Annotated in this window: 15 protein-coding genes; 14 read left to right on the plus strand and 1 reads right to left on the minus strand. The window is 34.6% G+C overall.

Features of this window, described 5'->3' with window-relative positions; all coding sequences use genetic code 11:
- Positions 1 to 2 precede the first annotated feature (2 nt).
- From FLAPXU55_RS04425 to FLAPXU55_RS04455, 7 genes are all read left to right on the plus strand, one after another.
- Positions 3 to 3,170 (plus strand): efflux RND transporter permease subunit, encoded by a 3,168-nt coding sequence (locus FLAPXU55_RS04425; protein WP_180856750.1) that lies wholly within the window; start codon positions 3 to 5, stop codon positions 3,168 to 3,170.
- Between the two features lie 318 nt (positions 3,171 to 3,488).
- A complete protein-coding gene (locus FLAPXU55_RS04430; RefSeq protein WP_180856751.1) occupies positions 3,489 to 4,907 on the plus strand; it encodes a TolC family protein in 1,419 nt (472 codons plus the stop codon).
- Between the two features lie 551 nt (positions 4,908 to 5,458).
- The gene (locus FLAPXU55_RS04435) at positions 5,459 to 5,839 is read left to right on the plus strand and encodes a DoxX family protein (RefSeq protein WP_053474485.1); all 381 of its coding nucleotides are present in this window, start codon (positions 5,459 to 5,461) and stop codon (positions 5,837 to 5,839) included.
- Positions 5,840 to 5,851: 12 nt separating this feature from the next.
- A complete protein-coding gene (locus FLAPXU55_RS04440) occupies positions 5,852 to 6,061 on the plus strand; it encodes a hypothetical protein (protein WP_053474484.1) in 210 nt (69 codons plus the stop codon).
- 76 nt (positions 6,062 to 6,137) lie between these two features.
- Positions 6,138 to 6,512 (plus strand): VOC family protein, encoded by a 375-nt coding sequence (locus FLAPXU55_RS04445; RefSeq protein ID WP_073488292.1) that lies wholly within the window; start codon positions 6,138 to 6,140, stop codon positions 6,510 to 6,512.
- 18 nt (positions 6,513 to 6,530) lie between these two features.
- Complete coding sequence (locus tag FLAPXU55_RS04450) at positions 6,531 to 7,040, plus strand: DinB family protein (protein ID WP_180856752.1); 510 nt, start codon at positions 6,531 to 6,533, stop codon at positions 7,038 to 7,040.
- A 4-nt stretch (positions 7,041 to 7,044) separates the two neighbouring features.
- Positions 7,045 to 7,506: a DUF1440 domain-containing protein gene (locus tag FLAPXU55_RS04455; protein WP_180856753.1), complete on the plus strand. Its 462-nt coding sequence runs from the start codon at positions 7,045 to 7,047 to the stop codon at positions 7,504 to 7,506.
- 244 nt (positions 7,507 to 7,750) lie between these two features.
- Here FLAPXU55_RS04455 and FLAPXU55_RS04460 read toward each other — a convergent pair whose 3' ends face one another.
- Positions 7,751 to 7,912, minus strand: a complete 162-nt coding sequence (locus FLAPXU55_RS04460; protein ID WP_071638579.1) for a DUF1328 domain-containing protein — start codon at positions 7,910 to 7,912, stop codon at positions 7,751 to 7,753.
- 432 nt (positions 7,913 to 8,344) lie between these two features.
- On the opposite strand from FLAPXU55_RS04460, the gene FLAPXU55_RS04465 reads away from it, so the two are divergent.
- The 7 genes from FLAPXU55_RS04465 to FLAPXU55_RS04495 all read left to right on the plus strand — a co-directional run bounded on the left by FLAPXU55_RS04465 (position 8,345) and on the right by FLAPXU55_RS04495 (position 19,114).
- A complete protein-coding gene (locus FLAPXU55_RS04465) occupies positions 8,345 to 10,615 on the plus strand; it encodes a glycosyltransferase (RefSeq protein WP_180856754.1) in 2,271 nt (756 codons plus the stop codon).
- A 235-nt stretch (positions 10,616 to 10,850) separates the two neighbouring features.
- On the plus strand, positions 10,851 to 11,408 hold the full coding sequence (locus FLAPXU55_RS04470) for a TetR/AcrR family transcriptional regulator (RefSeq protein WP_180856755.1): 558 nt from the start codon (positions 10,851 to 10,853) through the stop codon (positions 11,406 to 11,408).
- Positions 11,408 to 12,652, plus strand: a complete 1,245-nt coding sequence (fabF, locus tag FLAPXU55_RS04475; protein ID WP_180856756.1) for a beta-ketoacyl-ACP synthase II — start codon at positions 11,408 to 11,410, stop codon at positions 12,650 to 12,652. The genes FLAPXU55_RS04470 and fabF overlap by 1 nt, the downstream gene beginning before the upstream one ends.
- Before the next feature lie 1,212 nt (positions 12,653 to 13,864).
- Positions 13,865 to 14,629 carry an MlaE family ABC transporter permease gene (locus FLAPXU55_RS04480; RefSeq protein ID WP_053474442.1) on the plus strand — a complete coding sequence of 255 codons (765 nt, stop codon included), beginning with the start codon at positions 13,865 to 13,867 and terminating at the stop codon, positions 14,627 to 14,629.
- Positions 14,626 to 15,405: an ABC transporter ATP-binding protein gene (locus FLAPXU55_RS04485; protein ID WP_053474441.1), complete on the plus strand. Its 780-nt coding sequence runs from the start codon at positions 14,626 to 14,628 to the stop codon at positions 15,403 to 15,405. Before FLAPXU55_RS04480 ends, FLAPXU55_RS04485 begins: the two co-directional genes overlap by 4 nt.
- A 26-nt stretch (positions 15,406 to 15,431) precedes the next feature.
- The gene (locus tag FLAPXU55_RS04490; protein WP_053474440.1) at positions 15,432 to 16,280 is read left to right on the plus strand and encodes an MlaD family protein; all 849 of its coding nucleotides are present in this window, start codon (positions 15,432 to 15,434) and stop codon (positions 16,278 to 16,280) included.
- 14 nt (positions 16,281 to 16,294) lie between these two features.
- Positions 16,295 to 19,114 (plus strand): AsmA family protein, encoded by a 2,820-nt coding sequence (locus tag FLAPXU55_RS04495; protein WP_180856757.1) that lies wholly within the window; start codon positions 16,295 to 16,297, stop codon positions 19,112 to 19,114.
- Positions 19,115 to 19,120 lie beyond the last annotated feature (6 nt).

Raw genomic sequence — 19,120 nt, forward strand, 5'->3', positions numbered from 1 at the left:
CAATGTTCAAAATATTTATACAAAGACCTGTACTGGCAACCGTAATCTCCATTTTATTGGTGATTCTTGGAGTACTTGGTTTAACTAAACTGCCTTTACAACAGTTTCCTGATATTGCGCCGCCATCGGTTTTGGTAACGGCGGTATATCCGGGAGCCAACGCAGAAACGGTTTTACGTTCTGTGGCACCTTCTATCGAAGAATCTATAAATGGTGTAGAAAACATGACTTACATGAGTTCTACAGCAAGTAACGACGGTACCTTGGCAATTACTGTTTTCTTTAAACTGGGTACAGATGCTGACCAAGCTGCTGTAAACGTTCAAAACAGAGTTGCGCAGGCAACGAGCCAGCTTCCTGCAGAGGTTGTACAACAAGGTATTGTTACGGCGAAACAACAAAACAGTTTCATCATGGCAATTGGTATGTACACTGATGATGAAGCAAAATACGATCAGACATTTGTTGCCAACTATGCACAAATCAATATTATTCCGGAGTTAAAACGTATTCCGGGTGTAGGTTCTGCCAGTATTTTTGGTGGTGTAAAAGATTATTCTATGCGTGTTTGGTTAAACCCAACACAAATGTCAACTTACAAAGTGACTCCAAGTGAAGTTATGGGAGCTATCCAAGATAAAAGTTTGGAAGCGGCTCCGGGTAAATTTGGAGAGCGAAGCAAAGAAGTTTTTGAATACGTTATTAAATATAAAGGGAAATTAACTAAACCAGAAGATTATGAAAATATTGCTATACGTTCTAATGCAGATGGTTCAGTACTTCGCTTAAAAGATGTTGCGAGAGTAGAACTTGGAGCATACTCTTATAACAGTTTAACTCGTTTAAATGGTAAAAAAGGAATTGTAATTGGGGTTATTCAGTTAGCTGGATCTAACTCAAATGATATTCAGATTGCCATTAACAAAATGATGGAAAAGGCTTCTAAAGATTTTCCTAAAGGCATAAAACACAATATTTTCTATAGTACAAAAGTATCTCTTGACCAATCTATTGAACAAGTTGAGCATACATTATTAGAAGCTTTTATACTTGTATTTATTGTGGTATTTATCTTCTTGCAAGATTTTAGATCAACATTAATCCCGGCTATTGCTGTACCTGTAGCAATTTTAGGAACGTTCTTCTTCATGCAGTTATTCGGATTTTCGATCAACCTTTTAACACTTTTCGCATTAATTCTGGCGATTGGTATTGTGGTCGATGATGCCATTGTGGTAGTCGAAGCGGTGCATGCGAAAATGGAGCATAAACGCTTGTCTCCAAAAGTCGCAACCCATGAAGCAATGCACGAAATAACGGGTGCTATTATCTCGATTACGCTGGTAATGGCTGCTGTATTCCTGCCGGTTGGTTTTATGGAAGGTTCTACAGGAGTTTTCTATCGTCAGTTTGCCTTTACAATGGCAATTGCAATTGTAATTTCGGCTGTTAATGCCTTAACATTGAGTCCGGCGCTTGCGGCATTATTCTTAAAAGATAATCACGGAGACCACGATCACGATTCAGCTTATGTAAAAAAAGGATTTAAAGAGAAATTCTTTACCGCTTTCAACAGCAGTTTTGAATCTTTAACGAATCGTTACGTAGGCGGACTTAAATTCTTAATCAGAAGAAAATGGTTGAGTTTAGGTGGATTAGCTTTAATTGTTGTGGCAACGATTGTAATGGTAAAAACAACTCCTGCAGGATTTATTCCAACAGAGGATCAAGGATTTATTGCGATTGCAGTAAATACGCCATCTGGAACATCATTAGACGGAACTCAAAAAGTAATGACCGAAGCTGAGAATACTTTAAAAGCATTAGACGCTTCAAGATTCGTAACTGCGATTTCAGGTTTCAACTTATTGACAAATTCTACAAGTCCATCTTCTGCAGTTGTATTCGTATTGCTTAAACCAAACGAAGAACGAGGCGAAGTAAAAAACATTGACGAAATCATGAATCAGGTTCGTGGAAAACTGGGCGCTATTTCTGGCGGAAGTTTCTTCGTATTCAGTTTCCCAACTGTACCTGGATTTAGTAACGTTGAGGCTTTAGATTTAGTTTTACAAGATAAAACAGGAGGAAAACTGGATAAATTCAGTGGAATTTCTCAAAACTTTATCGGTGAATTAATGAAACGTCCGGAAATTGCAGTTGCCTTTACCTCTTTCAAAGCAGATTATCCACAATTACAATTGGAAGTTAATGATGAAAAAGCAAATCAATTAGGCGTAAATGTAAAAGACATTCTGCAAACCATGCAGGCTTACTTTGGTAGCGCGCAGGCATCTGATTTCAACAGATTTGGTAAATATTACCGTGTTGTAGTTCAGGCTGATATTGCCGATAGAGCTGATCCAACAGCAATTGACCGTGTATTTGTGAAAAACAGAACAGGCGAAATGGTGCCAATAAATACTTTAGTAAAACTAACTCGTATTTATGGTTCAGAAACCGCATCACGATACAATTTATTTAACTCAATTTCTATTAATGCCATTCCAAAACCAGGATTTAGTTCAGGAGATGCCATTAAAGCAATTGAAGAAGTAGCAGCACAACAATTACCTGCAGGTTACGGGTTTGAATTCTCGGGCCAAACTCGTGAGGAGATTTCATCCGGAGGACAATCCGCAACAATATTCTTACTGTGTTTGATATTCGTTTATTTCTTACTTGCTGCACAGTACGAAAGTTACATTTTGCCTTTGGCAGTAATCTTATCAATCCCTGCAGGTATTTTTGGAGTATTCGTAGCTATTGGTTTAACTGGAATTGAGAACAACATTTATGTACAAGTTGCCCTTGTCATGCTGATTGGACTTCTCGCCAAAAATGCCATTCTGATCGTCGAATTTGCCGTACAGAAAAGAAAATCGGGACAAGCGTTAGTTAGAGCTTCAATCGATGCTGCAAAATTACGTTTACGACCAATTATCATGACGTCTCTTGCCTTTATCGTAGGTTTAATACCGATGATGAGCGCAACAGGACCATCAGCTCAAGGTAACCACTCTATTAGTATTGGTGCTGCCGGAGGTATGATTTCAGGAGTAATTCTAGGTTTGTTTATCATTCCTGTTTTATTCATCATCTTCCAGCATTTACAAGAAAAGGTTTCTGGAAAACCAGTTGCCGTAATTCATAACGAAGAAAAAGAATAAATGGAAAACTATATAACCACAGCTTTAGTAGCCATCATAATTGGCATCGCTTATATATCGTACAGAATCTCAAAAGATCTTGAAACTAAAGAGACTTGTACAGAAATTTAACCCTTTGGGATGAAAAAATATTTTAACACATAGAGACATAGTTTTTTTGTCTATGTCTAACAAAAGAGAGCAAAAGAAACAAGTTTCCACACATAGCTAAGCTATTTTAAACTAGTGAAACGCCTTTTTAAAAGCCTCAACAAACTATGTTTCATTGTGTTTAAAAAAATCACACCTAACGGATAAAAAAAATTAATAAAAGAAAGAATGAAAAATCATATAACCAAAATCGTGACCTTCGCCATTCTGATCACGACATTAATATCCTGTAAAGTTTCGAAGGATATTGAAACTCCAAAAGATGCATTTCCTGAGAATTTCAGGAATGCATCAACTTCGAGTGATACAACAAGTATTGCTGATGTGGAGTGGAAAAACTTCTTTACCGAAAAAGATATTATCAAATTGATCGACAGCGCCGTTGAGAGAAACAACGATTTGCAGATTGCCGAAAAAAACATTGAAATTGCACAATACAGATTTACACAATCAAAATGGGGAAATGTTCCTCAGGTTAATTTATTTGTAAACGCAAGCACAAGCAATCCGTCTGACAATAGTTTTACAGGATTGAACTTAAATCAGGCAATTGGTGCGAAACATATTGACGATTATTCTGCCGGAGCTTCGCTTTCGTGGGAAGCTGATATCTGGGGAAAAATCAGAAATCAGAAAAAAGGTGCTTATGCAGGATATTTACAATCTGCAGAAGTTAAAAAAGCATTGCAGACCAATATTGTTGCTAATGTTTCAAGAGGATATTACAACCTTTTAATGCTGGATGCACAATTAGAAATTGCCAGACAAAATCTAAAATTAAATGATAGTACAACCAATATTATCAAATTAAAATACGATGCTGGTCAGGTAACTACATTAGCGATTCAACAATCTGAAGCACAGAAATTAAACTCGGCGCAATTGATTCCTTTATTGGAACAAAACATTGCAATTCAGGAAAATGCTTTAAGTGTTTTAACAGGTTCTTTTCCGAATTCTAAAGAAAGAACAATTAAGTTAAGTGCAATTGAAGTTAAAAACAATACCGCTATCGGAATTCCGTCTTCATTAGTAAGCAGAAGACCAGATGTAAAAAGTGCTGAATTAGCTCTTAAAGCGGCAAACGCAAATGTTGGAATCACAAAAGCGGATTTATATCCAACTTTAAGAATTACTGCTCAAGGCGGAGTAAACTCTTTTGAAACCAGCAATTGGTTCAACATTCCGGCTTCATTATTCGGAACTGTTGCAGGAGGTTTAACACAACCGCTTTTGAACAACAAAAGAGTAAGAACACAATATAATATTGCTGTTGCAGAAAGAGAAAAAGCTGTTTTAAGTTTCAGACAATCTGTTTTGGTTGCTGTAAGCGAAGTTTCTGATGCTTTAGTTAAAGTAGAGAAATTACAACAACAGGAAACTTTCTTAAAAGAAAAAGTAAAAACTTTACAGCAAGCGATTAAAAATGCTAACCTATTATTCAAAAATGGTATGGCAGAATATCTTGAAGTTTTAACAGCGCAAGCGAATTTATTGCAAAGCGAACTGGAACTTGCTGATGTTAAAAGACAACAACTTACAGCTAATACTGAATTGTACCGCGCACTGGGCGGAGGCTGGAAATAATACCTGTTACATTACCCGTTAATTATTTATTTTTTGAGAGGAAAACGCTGTGAGACTTAGGTTTCATGGCGTTTTTTAGTTTTTTTTTGCCACTAAGGCACTAAGGCACTAAGTTTTTTTAAGTTTCTCGCAGATTTTGCAGATTGACCAGATTTTTTTTATGCCACAGATTACTCAGATTAAAAGGATTTTTATCTGCTTAATCTCCAAAATCTGCGAGAGCTTTTTTTATTCTCATTTTTTGTCAGGCTGAGCGAAGTCGAAGACCCGCAATCAAAATCGACAATCTTTGCAGAGCCTCTTTGCGATCCTTCGACTTCGCTCAGGATGATAAACTGTGTGGTTACTTCACTCCTACTATCGGTTCCAAAAAAAACTTAAAATAAAACTTCGCGCCTTAGTGGCAAATAATCTAAAATCTACCTCTAAAATCTACAATCAAAAAACTTGTCCCAAATGCCCCTAAAATAGTCGTAAATAACTATTTCATGAAAAAACAAGAATAGTATATTTGTAATACATTAACTAATAACTATTTAAAAATAAACCACATGAAAAAAGCAAAAATTATTTTTTGGATTGCAACTACAATTATTTTTCTATTTGAAGGCGTTATGCCAGCTTTGACTTCCCAGTCTGAAATGGCTAAAGAAGGGATCAGACATTTAGGTTATCCGGAGTATTTTGGAAATGCATTAGTGATTTTCAAAATTCTGGGAGTTCTCGTTTTAGTAATTCCGTCTGTTCCTAAAAATGTAAAAGAATGGGCTTACGCCGGATTTGGTTTCGACTTTATATTTGCTTCAATAAGTCATTTTGCGGTTGACGGCATTAACTTTCAAAGTTTTTTTCCGTTAATCTTTTTAGTGATTTTGGCAATCTCATATATCTATTATCATAAAATCGAGCGATACAAAAATATTGCTTTGTAACACTTTCCTGCGATGATAGAAGTTTTTAAAACAAATGTTCAGGAAGTTGAGCAATCAGTAATGATTGTTGGGAAACTTCTTGAACATTTCCCAAACAGCATCGTCAATTTTGATCTCGAAGACTGCGATAAAATTCTTCGGGTTCACGCTGCTTCTATTTCAAACCATAAAATAATTGAACTTCTAAATTCGCATGGTTTTCATTGCGAAGCACTTCCGTAAATTTACAATTTATTGATTTACAAAATATTACAATAAAAATCGTACTTTTGAGATACTAACATCTAAACCACAAAAAATGAATTTACCCGCAGAACATCAAACCGTAATGCCATACCTTATCCTGAAAGGCGCATCGCAATTTATAGATTTTACAAAAAATGTTTTCGGAGCTTCAGAGACACATTCGAAGGCACTCCGTGAAGACGGAACCATAATGCATGCCGAAATCACTTTAAACGGAAGCACAATTATGGTAACCGATGAAACTGAAGACTGGTCAAAACAAACGGCCAACTTATTTGTTTATGTTCTTAATGCCGATAAAACCTATCTAAAAGCATTAGAAAACGGCGCCGTTTCTTTAATGGGATTAAGCGATCAGGATTACGGCAGAACCTGCGGCGTAACAGATCCTTTTGGAAATGTCTGGTGGATTACTTCCGTAAATTAAACCTTAAAAATCAATAATATGAAGACAGACGTTCAAAAAGATATTGTTGAAACATTCAAAAAATTAAATGATATTCTATCAAAATTTTCTGAAAACGAGTTAAATCAGGTTCCGTTTCAAGGAAGCTGGACTCCCGGACAAGTTGTACAGCATATTATTTTAGCCTGTTCCGGATTTCCCGAATTATTTGCCGGAAATACGGAAAAAACAACCCGAAAACCCGACGAAAAAATTAAAGATATTGAAGGGCTGTTTTTAAACTTCAACATAAAAATGGATGCTCCTGTATTTCTGAAACCTGAGAAAAAAGAATACAATAAAAATGCATTAAACATAGAATTACTCAGACTTGAATCTGAGTTATTAGATTGTGCCGAAAAATACGATTTAACCCTAATCTGCTTAGATTTTCAGGTTCCGGGCTTTGACAAATTCACCATGTACGAATGGATTGATTTTGCATTAGTTCACACCCAAAGACATACGCATCAATTAAATTCTATTTTTCAACACATAACTAAACTCTAAATTAATGACATCAAAATCTAAAACTATTTTATACTCTGGTTTACTCGCAGGAACTTTAGATATTCTTGCGGCAATTTTTGTTTACTCCGTTATATTACATCAAACAACTGCCGAAAAAATTCTACAGTCTATTGCAAGTGGCATTTTTAAACAGCATGCCTATACAGGTGGCACACAAATGGTTTTCTATGGTTTATTACTGCATTACTTTATCGCATTTGCTTTTGCCTATTTCTATTATAAGATATATCCGCACGTTCCTATTTTGAAAAAGAATATTGTTGTTTCGGGAATTGTCTATGGAATTTTTGTCTGGATTGTAATGAACCTTATTGTGCTTCCAATTGTATTTCCAAAACTTCCATCAAAAGAATTTGATCTTCCCTTAATCATTTCTGTTTTAATTTTAATCGTCTGCATTGGTTTGCCAATTGCTTTTGTAACTAAGAAAAGTTATGAGTTATGAGTTATTAGCTTAGCGCAATAATTTTAACGCAAAGAACGCTAAGATTTTTTGAAAGGCTGCATTTTCAATGCTAAAGTTCGCAAAGCTATGTGTTCATCATGCTTTGCGAACTTTGAGTTTCAGTAAAAAACTAACTTATTAAAAATCTTAGCGTGCTTTGCGTTAAAATTATAAGTATAGATTAAAAACAAAAAAGCGAAATCAACACAACTGTTGATTTCGCTTTTTTAATAAACTTGAAATTTTAAACTCTTGATCTTCCGCTTATTAATGAGATAATAAATAAAACTAAGAATATAAAGAATAAAATTTTTGCGATACTAGCGGCTCCGGCAGCAATTCCTCCAAAACCAAAAATTCCGGCTACTATAGCCAAAATAATAAATGTGACTGTCCAACGTAACATAATATTGAAATTTAAGTTATAATAATGTGACTTTTACAAGTCTGATTTGTTTGTCTCTCAAAGTTCTCTTTTACTTACAAAAACAATTAACTCAAACGGTATATTTATTATCGCAATCCATTACAAATCATAAATTTATCAGGCTCTTTTAGAATTTTGGTCTCAACGTTATACAATTCCCATCCAGAAGCTTTAGAGTTAATTTTTTGATCGATTGAGTTAATTACCGCTGCGTTCCCAAGGTAATTTTATTCAAAATTAAAAACTGGCTCAGTTGAATCTTATAAAAAGATACTGTTATATAAATAAGGTATTTTTCTTAACAAAAAGTCATTTTTAATAGTATAACATTATTATGGTGCCGCCAATAAAAAAATTGTGGCGGCTACTTTGAACCTTGACGACTTATTAACAGAACTAAAACAGAATCCCATGAAGAAGATATCAAATAAATCGAAAATTGTTTTTCTTTCAACATTTCCTCCAACACAATGTGGAATAGCAACTTATACTCAGGATACAATTAAAGGAATTACCGACATTTTTGGTAAATCAATAACTTGTGAAATTTGTGAATTAGTAGACAATCCAAAGACAAATTCGACACAGGCCTTTACATTAAACACAAAAGAAAGAGCAGAGTACACAAAAGTTGCCGAAGAAATTAATAAAGATAAAAATGTGAAACTAGTTCACATTCAGCATGAATTCGGTTTGTTTGGCGGTAATTATGGTGATCATTTACTAGATTTTTTAAATGCAGTAAAAAAACCTATAACCTATACTTTTCACACGGTTATTCCAAACCCGAATAACGAATTGAAAACTTTTGTAAAATTACTTTTGAGCTACAGCAATTCTGTTTTTGTAATGACAAACCAGTCAAAAGAAATTTTAATACAAGACTACAACATTGACGAAGATATCATTACAACAGTGGCGCACGGAACCCATATTGTAATTTATGAAGAGCCGGCACAAGCAAAAGCAAAATTTGATATTCAAAACAAAATTGTACTTTCAACTTTTGGCCTTTTAGGCGAAGGAAAAAATATCGAAACAGGTTTACAGGCTTTGGCAAAAATTGTCGAAAAAGAACCAAATGTATTGTATTTAATTATTGGCAAAACACACCCTAATTTAATTAAAGACGGAGTTGATACTTATAGAGATAAACTGGAAGCACTTGTTGACGAATTAAATTTACACAACAATGTTCGCTTCATTAATCAATATTTAGATACTGACGAACTTTTAGAATATTTAAAAGCAACTGATATTTATTTGTTTACTTCAAAAGATCCAAACCAGGCTGTAAGCGGTACTTTTGCTTATGCAATGAGTTGTGCCTGCCCTATGGTCGCATCAAAAATTGCACATACAAAAGAAGTTTTAACTTCAGACTGTGGTGTTCTGGTTGATATTGGAAATGTGGATCAATTTGCAGAAGAAACCTTAAAATTGATTTCTGATGAAAATTTAAGACGTGAAATGGGAATCAATGCATTTACTAAAATGAGAGCTTCATCTTGGGAAAATGCCGCATTAACACTTATGAATACTTATAAAAAGTTAATCGAAAATCCATCAGATGTAAAATACAGCTATCCTGATATTCAGTTAAGACATATTAAAAGATTAACTACTGATCTTGGAATTATTCAATTTAGTAAAATTTCAGTTCCGGATCTGGATTCCGGTTATACTTTAGATGATAATGCCCGCGCTTTAATCGCATTTTGTGCGCACTATAAATTAACCAGGGACAAAGACGATCTTCCGTATATTTTAATTTATTTGGATTTTATTGAAAGATGCCAAAAACCAAAAGGAAATTTCATCAATTATGTCGATCAGGAAAACCGTGAACATATTGAGCAAAATGCCGAAGTTAATTTAGAAGATTCAAATGCAAGAGCAATCTGGGCTTTAGGAACTGTAGTTTCAAATTCAGATATCCTTCCTGAAAACATTTCTAAAAAAGCAGCAAAATGTTTCCTTAATTCCTTAAAATGGGCAGAAAATATTCAATCGCCTCGTTCTATTGGTTTTGCAACAAAAGGATTGTATTTGTATCATAATGCCGTTCCAAATTTATATGTGGCAGCCATTATCAATAAACTAAATGCAAAACTGCTGGCAAATTACGAAGATACAGCTACTGAAGACTGGCAGTGGTTTGAAAATTATTTAACGTATGGAAACGGAATTCTGCCAGAATCTATGTTGTACGCGTATTTAATTACAAACAAACCAGTTTACAAAAAAGTAGCCTTAGATTCATTAGATTTCTTATTGTCGAAAACATTTGTTGACGGGAATTTTAAAGCAATCTCAAATCAAAGCTGGTATCACAAAGGTTCAGAACCACAGGAATATGGAGAACAGCCAATTGATGTTACCTATACAATTCAGACATTAAATGCTTTTTATAACACATTTGAAACTCCGGAATACAGAAAGAAAATGAAAATTGCATTTAACTGGTTTTTAGGAAAAAATCATTTAAATCAAATTATGTATAATCCCGTAAGCGGCGGCGGTTACGACGGTCTTGAAAAAAACAATGTAAACTTAAATCAAGGAGCAGAATCAACCGTATGTTACTTAACCGCAAGATTAATAATGGAAAAATTTGCTCATGACGAATCTAAAGTTATTCCTTTAAATAAATTGAGAACAGGAGTAGCGATTAACTCTTAGAAAAAAAATTATAGAAAAATTCCAATTAAAAAATTCCAAATTCCAAAGTTGGGATTTGAAATTTAAAATTTGTAATTTTATAACGTAATAGACTGACCAAAATTCTATTAAACCCGGAAAATCCCTTTCTTAATGAAAGGGATTTTTTGTTTACAGCAATAATTAATCATAAAAATAAACTAAATAAATTTGCCTATCTACTAATAGGTAGTATATTTGTCAAAAAATTACAGCCATGACAACACGGGAAAATATTATAGAAAAAGCAGATCAGTTTATTCGAAACAAAGGCTACAATGCTTTTAGTTTTAAAGATATTTCAAATGATATTGGCATAAAAACCGCTTCTATTCATTACCACTTCCCTACTAAATCTGATCTTGGCGTAGCGACCATAAAAGAACATATTGCCAGAACCGAGGCTTTAAAGAAAAGAGTAGCCAATGAATCTCCTCTAATAAAACTGGAAGCTTTTTTAGAAGTACAGGCACAAATTAAAAAAGAAAATAAAGTTTGCATTGTAGGTTCATTAGCCACAGATTTAAATACGCTGGACGAATCCATAAAAACAGAACTGCAAGGATTTTCCCAAATCGTAATTACCTGGCTGACGGAAGTTTTAATTGAAGGAAAAAAACTCAAAATATTTGATTTTGAAATGGCGCCAAGAACAAAAGCCATAATGATCATAACGAATATGGTTGCGATTGTACAGCTTTCGAGACTTACTAACGATAGTGATTTTGACTTGGTTAGAGAAACAATATTAACAGAATTAAGACCTAAAAAATAATGAAAAGAGTTGTAGTAACAGGATTAGGAGCAGTAACTCCTATTGGAAATAATGTTCAGGAATTTTGGAATTCATTAATTAACGGAGTCAGCGGTGCTGCTCCTATAACAAGATTTGACACCACACAATTCAAAACTAAATTTGCATGCGAGGTTAAAAACTTTGATGCTTCGGCTATTTTTGAAAAAAACGAAATCAGAAAATACGATCTTTTTACCCAATACGCATTGTACGCCGCAGACGAAGCCGTAAAAAATGCCAATATCAATTTTGATTCTTTAAATAAAAACCGAATTGGAGTGATATGGGGCTGCGGCGATGGCGGTATTTCAACTTTTGAAGAACAAATTGGAGAATATAAATTAGGAAATGGCACACCAAGATTTAGTCCGTTTTTTATTCCGAAAAGAATTGTGAATATAGCTTCAGGCGTTATTTCGATTAAATATGGACTTCGCGGCATTAACTATACAACCGCTGCAGCCTGCTCTGCCAGCAATACTGCAATTATAGATGCTTTCAATTATATACGTTGGGGAAAAGCAGATATGATGATCACCGGCGGTTCTGAAGCTTCGGTTACAGAATCTTCAATTGGCGGTTTTAACGCTTCAAAAGCATTGTCTACCTTAAATGATGATTACAGCAAAGCTTCAAGACCTTTTGATGAAACAAGAGATGGTTTTGTTTTGGGCGAAGGAGCCGGCGTTGTGATATTAGAAAGCTACGAACATGCGATAAAAAGAAACGCAGTAATTCTGGTCGAAATTGTAGGCGGAGGTTTAGCCGCAGATGCTTACCATTTAACGGGAACGCATCCTGAAGGTGAAGGAGCTGTTTTAGGAATGGAGCTTGCGCTTGAAGAAGCCGGAATTTCTCCAGATCAAATTGATTACATTAATGCCCACGCAACTTCTACTCCAACCGGAGATTTAAGCGAACTTAAAGCTGTTGAAAAAGTATTTGGAATAAACCCGAATGCGAATATTAGTGCTACAAAATCTATGACTGGACATTTACTTGGCGGTGCCGGAGCAATTGAAGCCATTGCTTGTATAAAAGCGGTTCAGGAAAATGTTATTCCGCCAACGATAAACACACAAAACGTAGAACCCGAATTTGCAGATAAATTTAATTTGACACTTGGAAAAGCACAATCCAGAGAAGTGAATTATGCTATGAGCAATACTTTTGGTTTTGGAGGTCACGTTGCCAGTTCCATCTTTAAAAAATTCACAGAATAAACAATTACAACATACTTAATTTCAAATGGGCTGTCTTAAAATAAGAGCAGCCCATTCTATTTTATATGTTCCATAGGAACATTTCATCGGTAGAAAAATTATATTGCTATCATAATTTACGTTCCGTAGGAACGTTTGATACGCCAGATATTAAAAATGATTTCAAAATCAAACGTTCCTACGGAACGTAAATGTCGCTGATTTGCATTTTTTTCTACCTACGAAACATTCCTATGGAATGATAACTGGATATACAAATAGAGCTGTCTCAAAATTTAGAGCAGCCCATTCTATTTTATATTTTTTCATGTTCCATAGGAACATCTCGTCGGTAGAAATAATATTGTTACCATGATTTACGTTCCCTAGGAACGTTTGATACGCCAAGATTATTAAAAAACGATTTCAAAATCAAACCTTCCTACGGAACGTAAATATCGTTGATCTGCATTTTTTTCTACCTACGAAACATTCCTATGGAATGATAACTGGATATACAAAAAGAGCTGTCTCAATTATTGAGACAGTCACATTTATTCTATATATTTTCATGTTCCATAGGAACATATCATCGGTAGAAAAATTATATTGTTATTATAATTTACGTTCCGTAGGAACGTTTGATACGCCAGATTATTAAAAAACGATTTCAAAATCAAACGTTCCTACGGAACGTAAATGTCGTTGATCTGCATTTTTTTTCTACCTATGAAACATTCCTATGGAATGATAACTGGATATACAAAAAGAGCTGTCTCGATTATTGAGACAGTCACATTTATTCTATATGTTTTTTTGTTCCGTAGGAACATTTCATCGGTAGAAAAATTATATTATTATTTTTTACGTTCCGTAGGAACGTTTGATACGCCAGATTATTAAAAACGATTTCAAAATCAAACGTTCCTACGAAACGTAAATTTGGTTGATCTTTATTTTTTTCTACCTGCGAAACATTGCTATGGAATGAATAACCGGATACATAAAAGGGCTGTCTTAAAATTGAGACAGCCCTTTTGTTTTCTATAGGATGCGTGTAACGCAGCATTCATAAAAATATTGTGATTTTATGAAAATTATATAAGCCTCAAAAAAAGTTGTGTAAAGTATTTTAACAAGTATAGAAGTAACTTTCATATATAATTTAAAAAGTACCATAAACTGTTAAATAATTGATTTTCAAATTACACCTAACTATAAAAACTAAACATTTTGATTCTCAGCCTAAAAAATACATTCGCACAAATTGGAGATGCAACATTGTTTGCCAAGAGGTTTTTTAAGGAGGTTTTTGTTCCTCCTTATGAGGCTAAAGAGTTTTTGAAACAATGTTACATCATCGGTTATAAGTCATTGCCTTTGGTGGCAATCACAGGTTTTATTATGGGATTAGTGCTCACGCTTCAATCCAGACCAACTTTAGTGAAATTTGGTGCCGAAAGCTGGCTTCCCGGAATGGTGGCACTGTCCTTAATTAGAGAAATTGCGCCCGTTATTACGGCCTTAATCTGCGCCGGAAAAATTTCGTCGGGAATTGGAGCCGAATTAGGTTCTATGAAAGTAACGGAGCAAATAGACGCTATGGAAGTTTCGGCTATTAATCCTTATAATTATTTGGTCGTAACGAGAATTTTAGCCTGTACGTTAATGGTTCCGTTATTGGTAATTTTTGCTGATGCCGTTGGAATTGTTGGCGGTTACGCCGGAATAAACATTCACGGCGACGTTAATTTCTATCGCTATTTAACGCAGATTATTCAGTCTTTAGAATTCTCAGATCTAATTCCGGCGACGGTAAAAACTTTCTTCTTTGGCTATTTCATCGGAATGATTGGATGCTATAAAGGATTTAATGCCGCAAACGGAACAGAAAGTGTGGGACGTGCTGCAAACTCAGCCGTAGTTACAGCTTCTTTAAGCATATTTATTATTGATATGGTGGCAGTACAATTAACCGATTTAATTTATTTGAAATGATTAAAGAAGAAAAAAATATCGAACCAAAATCAAAAGATAAAAAAAAGACCCCAATCATTGTGATTAAGGATTTACATAAAACTTTTGGCAAAGATAATACGGTTTTAAAAGGCGTAAGTCTTACCGTAAATAAAGGAGAAGATTTAGTGATTTTAGGGCGTTCCGGTTCAGGCAAATCGGTAACCATAAAATGTATTGTGGGTTTAATTGTACCTGACAAAGGCGAAATAAAAGTTTTTGACGAAGATTTACTTGCTCTTTCTAAAGATGAATTAAACAAAATGAGAGTCAAAATTGGATTCTTATTTCAAAGCGGCGCCTTATACGATTCTATGTCGGTTAGAGAAAATCTTGCTTTTACGCTTCGTGCACACAAACGAGATTTAACCGAAGAAGAAGTAGAAAAAGAAGTTCTGGAAGCACTTGAAAGTGTGGGTTTAGGCGATGCAATCGAAAAAATGCCTGCAGAATTATCAGGCGGGATGAGAAAAAGAATTGGTTTAGCAAGAACCCTGATTTTAAAACCGGAAATCATTTTGTATGATGAACCTACAACGGGTTTAGATACCATTACATCAAGAGAAATCAGCGAATTAATTCTGGATATCAAAAACAAACAAAAAACATCATCAATCATTATTACGCACGATATGGCCTGCGCCAAATTAACTGCCGATAGAATTATGGTGCTTAAAGACGGCGTAATTCACGCCGAAGGAACGTACGAAGAATTAGAAAAAGACGAAGACGAATGGGTACGCTCATTTTTTGAATAAACAGCAAAAATAAATAACTAGAAATCATGGAGAAGCAATCTGGATATACTTGGAAATTAGGAATGTTTGTAACAGTTGGGCTGCTGCTTTTTATAATGGCCATTTATTTCATCGGAAAACAAAAAAATCTGTTTGGCTCAACATTTAACCTAACCTCAAAATTTAAAACGGTAAGCGGTTTAGAAGTTGGAAACAACGTCCGTTTTTCAGGAATTAATATAGGAACCGTTGAAGAAATAAGATTAATAAATGACTCATCGGTTGTAGTATCGATGGTCATAAAAGATGAAGTCCGCGAATTTATAAAAACAGATGCGCGCGCCAGCATTGGTTCTGACGGATTAATGGGCGATAAAGTTTTAACCATTTCTCCGGGAGTAAAATCCCAGAAAATAGTTGAAAATGGCGGAGCAATTGCTTCTGTAAACGGAATAGAGATGGCTGACCTTATGAAAAGTGTTAAGAAAAGCGTTGATAATGTAGGCGTTATATCTGATGAACTTGCGATTTTCAGCCATAGTATGAATAACGGAAACGGAGCATTGGCACGATTAGTCCGCGATGATAAAATGGCAAACAGCGTTTCGAATACGCTTTCAAATTTAGAAACCGGAACAAAAGGTTTCAGCGAAAATATGGAAGCCGCAAAAAGCAATTTCCTTTTTAGAGGTTACTTTAAGAAAAAAGAAAAGGAAAAAGAAAAACAGAAAGAAGAAATAAAAGAGAAAAAAGAAGAACAGCAGGAAAAAGCGGCTAAAGAAAAAGAAGCCAAAGCCAAGGAAGAAAAAGAAAAACAGGAAAAAGCCAAAGAAGAGAAAGAAAAGCAAGACAAGCAAAAAGCTGAAGAAGCCAAGAAAGAGGCTGAAAAGAAATAGTAAAACTCTACGCCATGAAAACTTCGTTTAAAAATATAAGCCTTAAAATACTCAAATGGACGGGAATAGTAATAGCAGGAATCCTGCTGTTACTTTTTTTGGTTCCATTACTATTTCCCGGAAAAGTAGCCTCAGAAGTTAAAAAAATTGCCAACGAACGTTTAGACACAAAACTCGAGTTTTCGAAATCTAAACTTTCGTTTTTTACCCATTTCCCATCGCTTACTGTTTCACTTGATGATATATCGATGACAGGTTCTAAACCTTTTAGCAGTGATACTTTACTTAAAGCAGATCAGGTTGCGTTTGGGATAAATTTAAAAAGACTGATTTTTGACAGTGAAGTTAAAATCAACAAATTATACGTTTCGAATGCTTTGATAAATGTAATGGTCAACGAAAAAGGACAAGCCAATTACAATATTTATGTCGCGCCAGAAGACAGAAAAGACGAAAAAAAAGATCCAAATGCTCCCGAAGAAGGAACAGCAATAAAACTGGAACGAATTGATTTAGAAAACTGTCATGTTAAATACAATGATCGCTCGGCTAAAATTCTGGTCGATGCAAAAGGTTTTAATTATATCGGAAAAGGAAATCTAAGCGAAGATATTTTTGACTTAAATACCGATGCTAAAATTGACACCTTAGATTTCTATTATAACCGAACAGCTTATCTTAGAAAAAAAGCCGTACGCGCTGATTTAATTACCAGAATCAACACACACGCACTTTCATTTATTCTTCAAAAAAATGAATTACAGATTAATAAGCTGCCATTAACCTTTACCGGTTTATTTACCATTTTAAGAGACGGTTATAAAATAAATATTAAAGCCGCTTCAGAAAATACAACTGTAAAAGATTTACTTTCTGTAATGCCACCGGAATATTTAACTTGGCTTGATGAAACCGAAATTTCAGGAAAAAGTGATTTAGTACTTTCTTTTAAAGGAGATTATAACGTTTCGAAAAAACAGAAACCCAATTTAGCTTTTAATCTAAAAGTTAAAGACGGAGCGATTAATTATCAAAACGCGCCCGTTCCGTTGACTGATTTTCAAATGGATTTGAACGCGATTCTGCCTTCTCTTGATACAGAACAATTGCTCGTAAATCTTAGGACTTTGCGTTTTAAAGTAGGCGAAAAAGATTATTTCAACGCCTATTTACATAGTAAAGGGTTAAGCGAAATGAACATCAACGCAAGTGTAAAAGGTGCGCTTGATCTTGCCGTTGTCGATGCTGCAATAGGTTTAAATACTGTGGAATTAAAAGGGCTTTTAAAAACCAACATTCAGGCGAGAGGACTCTTTAGTACTTCAAAAAAATTATTTCCCAAAACAATTGGCGGTATTTCGCTTAGAAACGGCTGGCTGAAAACAGACTCCTATCCTAACCCAATTACTGATATTACTTTTATTGCCAATGTCTTGAACAAAGCCGGAACTTTCCAAGATTTGATCGTTGCCGTTGCGCCTGCATCATTTGTTTTTGAAGGAAATCCAATGTATGTAAACGCCACTTTATCTGATTTTAGTGATTTGGCTTATAATGCAAAAATTAAAGGCGAATTGAATGTTGGCCGAATCTATCAGGTATTTTCTCAAAAAGGCCTTGATGTAACAGGTTACGCAAAAGCTGATTTATCTCTTAAAGGAAAACAAAGTTACGCCACAACAGGACAATATAATAAACTGGATAATCGCGGAACAATCCTGTTGAAAAACATTAAAGCAACATCAGAATTATTTCCGAAATCCTTTTTTATCAAACAGGGAAATTTCCGTTTTCAAAATGAAAAAATGTGGTTTGAAAAATTCTATGCATCATATGGGAAATCTGATTTTGATATTAACGGATATCTTCTCAATACGATTAATTATTTCCTTGAATCTCATGGAACTTTAAGCGGAGACTTCAACCTAAAATCAAAACTGATCAATGTTGATGAATTTATGGCACTGGAAAAAGGTGAAAATAAAGACCGAAAACTCGAAGTAGAATATGCTAAAGAAGACCACCCAAAAATGAGCGGTGTAGTTTTGGTTCCTAAAAATTTAAATGTTTCGCTTACCGCAAATGCTGATAAAGTAGAATATAACGGATTGAACTTAAATAAGCTTACCGGAAAAGTAGGGATTTCCAAAGGCGCTTTATATTTAGAAAATACCACTTTTAATATTATCGATTGTATTGTTGGCATTAATGCCGGATACAAAGATGAGACGCCAACAACAGCTCATTTTGATGCACATTTTAATGCCAAAGATTTCAGCGTTCAGCGTGCATACAAAGAAATTCCAATGTTTCATGATATGGTTACGTCGGCAGAAAAAGCGCAGGGAATTATTTCTGTTGATTATAAAATTAAAGGCGATTTAAACGGAAATATGGGACCTATTTACGAATCACTTGAAGGCGGCGGAACTATTAATCTGCGTGATGTAAAAATTAAAGGTTTAAAATTATTTGAAGGTGTAAGTTCTAAAACAGGACAAGATGGTTTAGGCGATCCCAAAATGGAAGGAATCGAAATCAAATCAAACATTGATAATAATTTAATTCATATTGAGCCTTTTACTTTTAGTGTGGCGAGTTTTAGACCTACCATTAAAGGAACTACCAGTTTTGACGGATTGCTGGATTTACGTATGCGTTTAGGGCTTCCGCCGGGCGGAATAATTGGTTTTCCAATCGTAATAACCGGAACTCATGAAGATCCTAAAATTAAAATTTTCAGTAAAACAGGTCAGAAAATTTACGACGCTGTTTATGATGAGAAGAACAATAAAGTGATTAAAAAAGAAAAAGTCAGCAAAAAGAAAACCTAATTTATA

This window comes from Flavobacterium panici (genome assembly GCF_903819335.1).
In the GTDB taxonomy this organism is placed as follows: Bacteria; Bacteroidota; Bacteroidia; order Flavobacteriales; family Flavobacteriaceae; genus Flavobacterium; species Flavobacterium panici.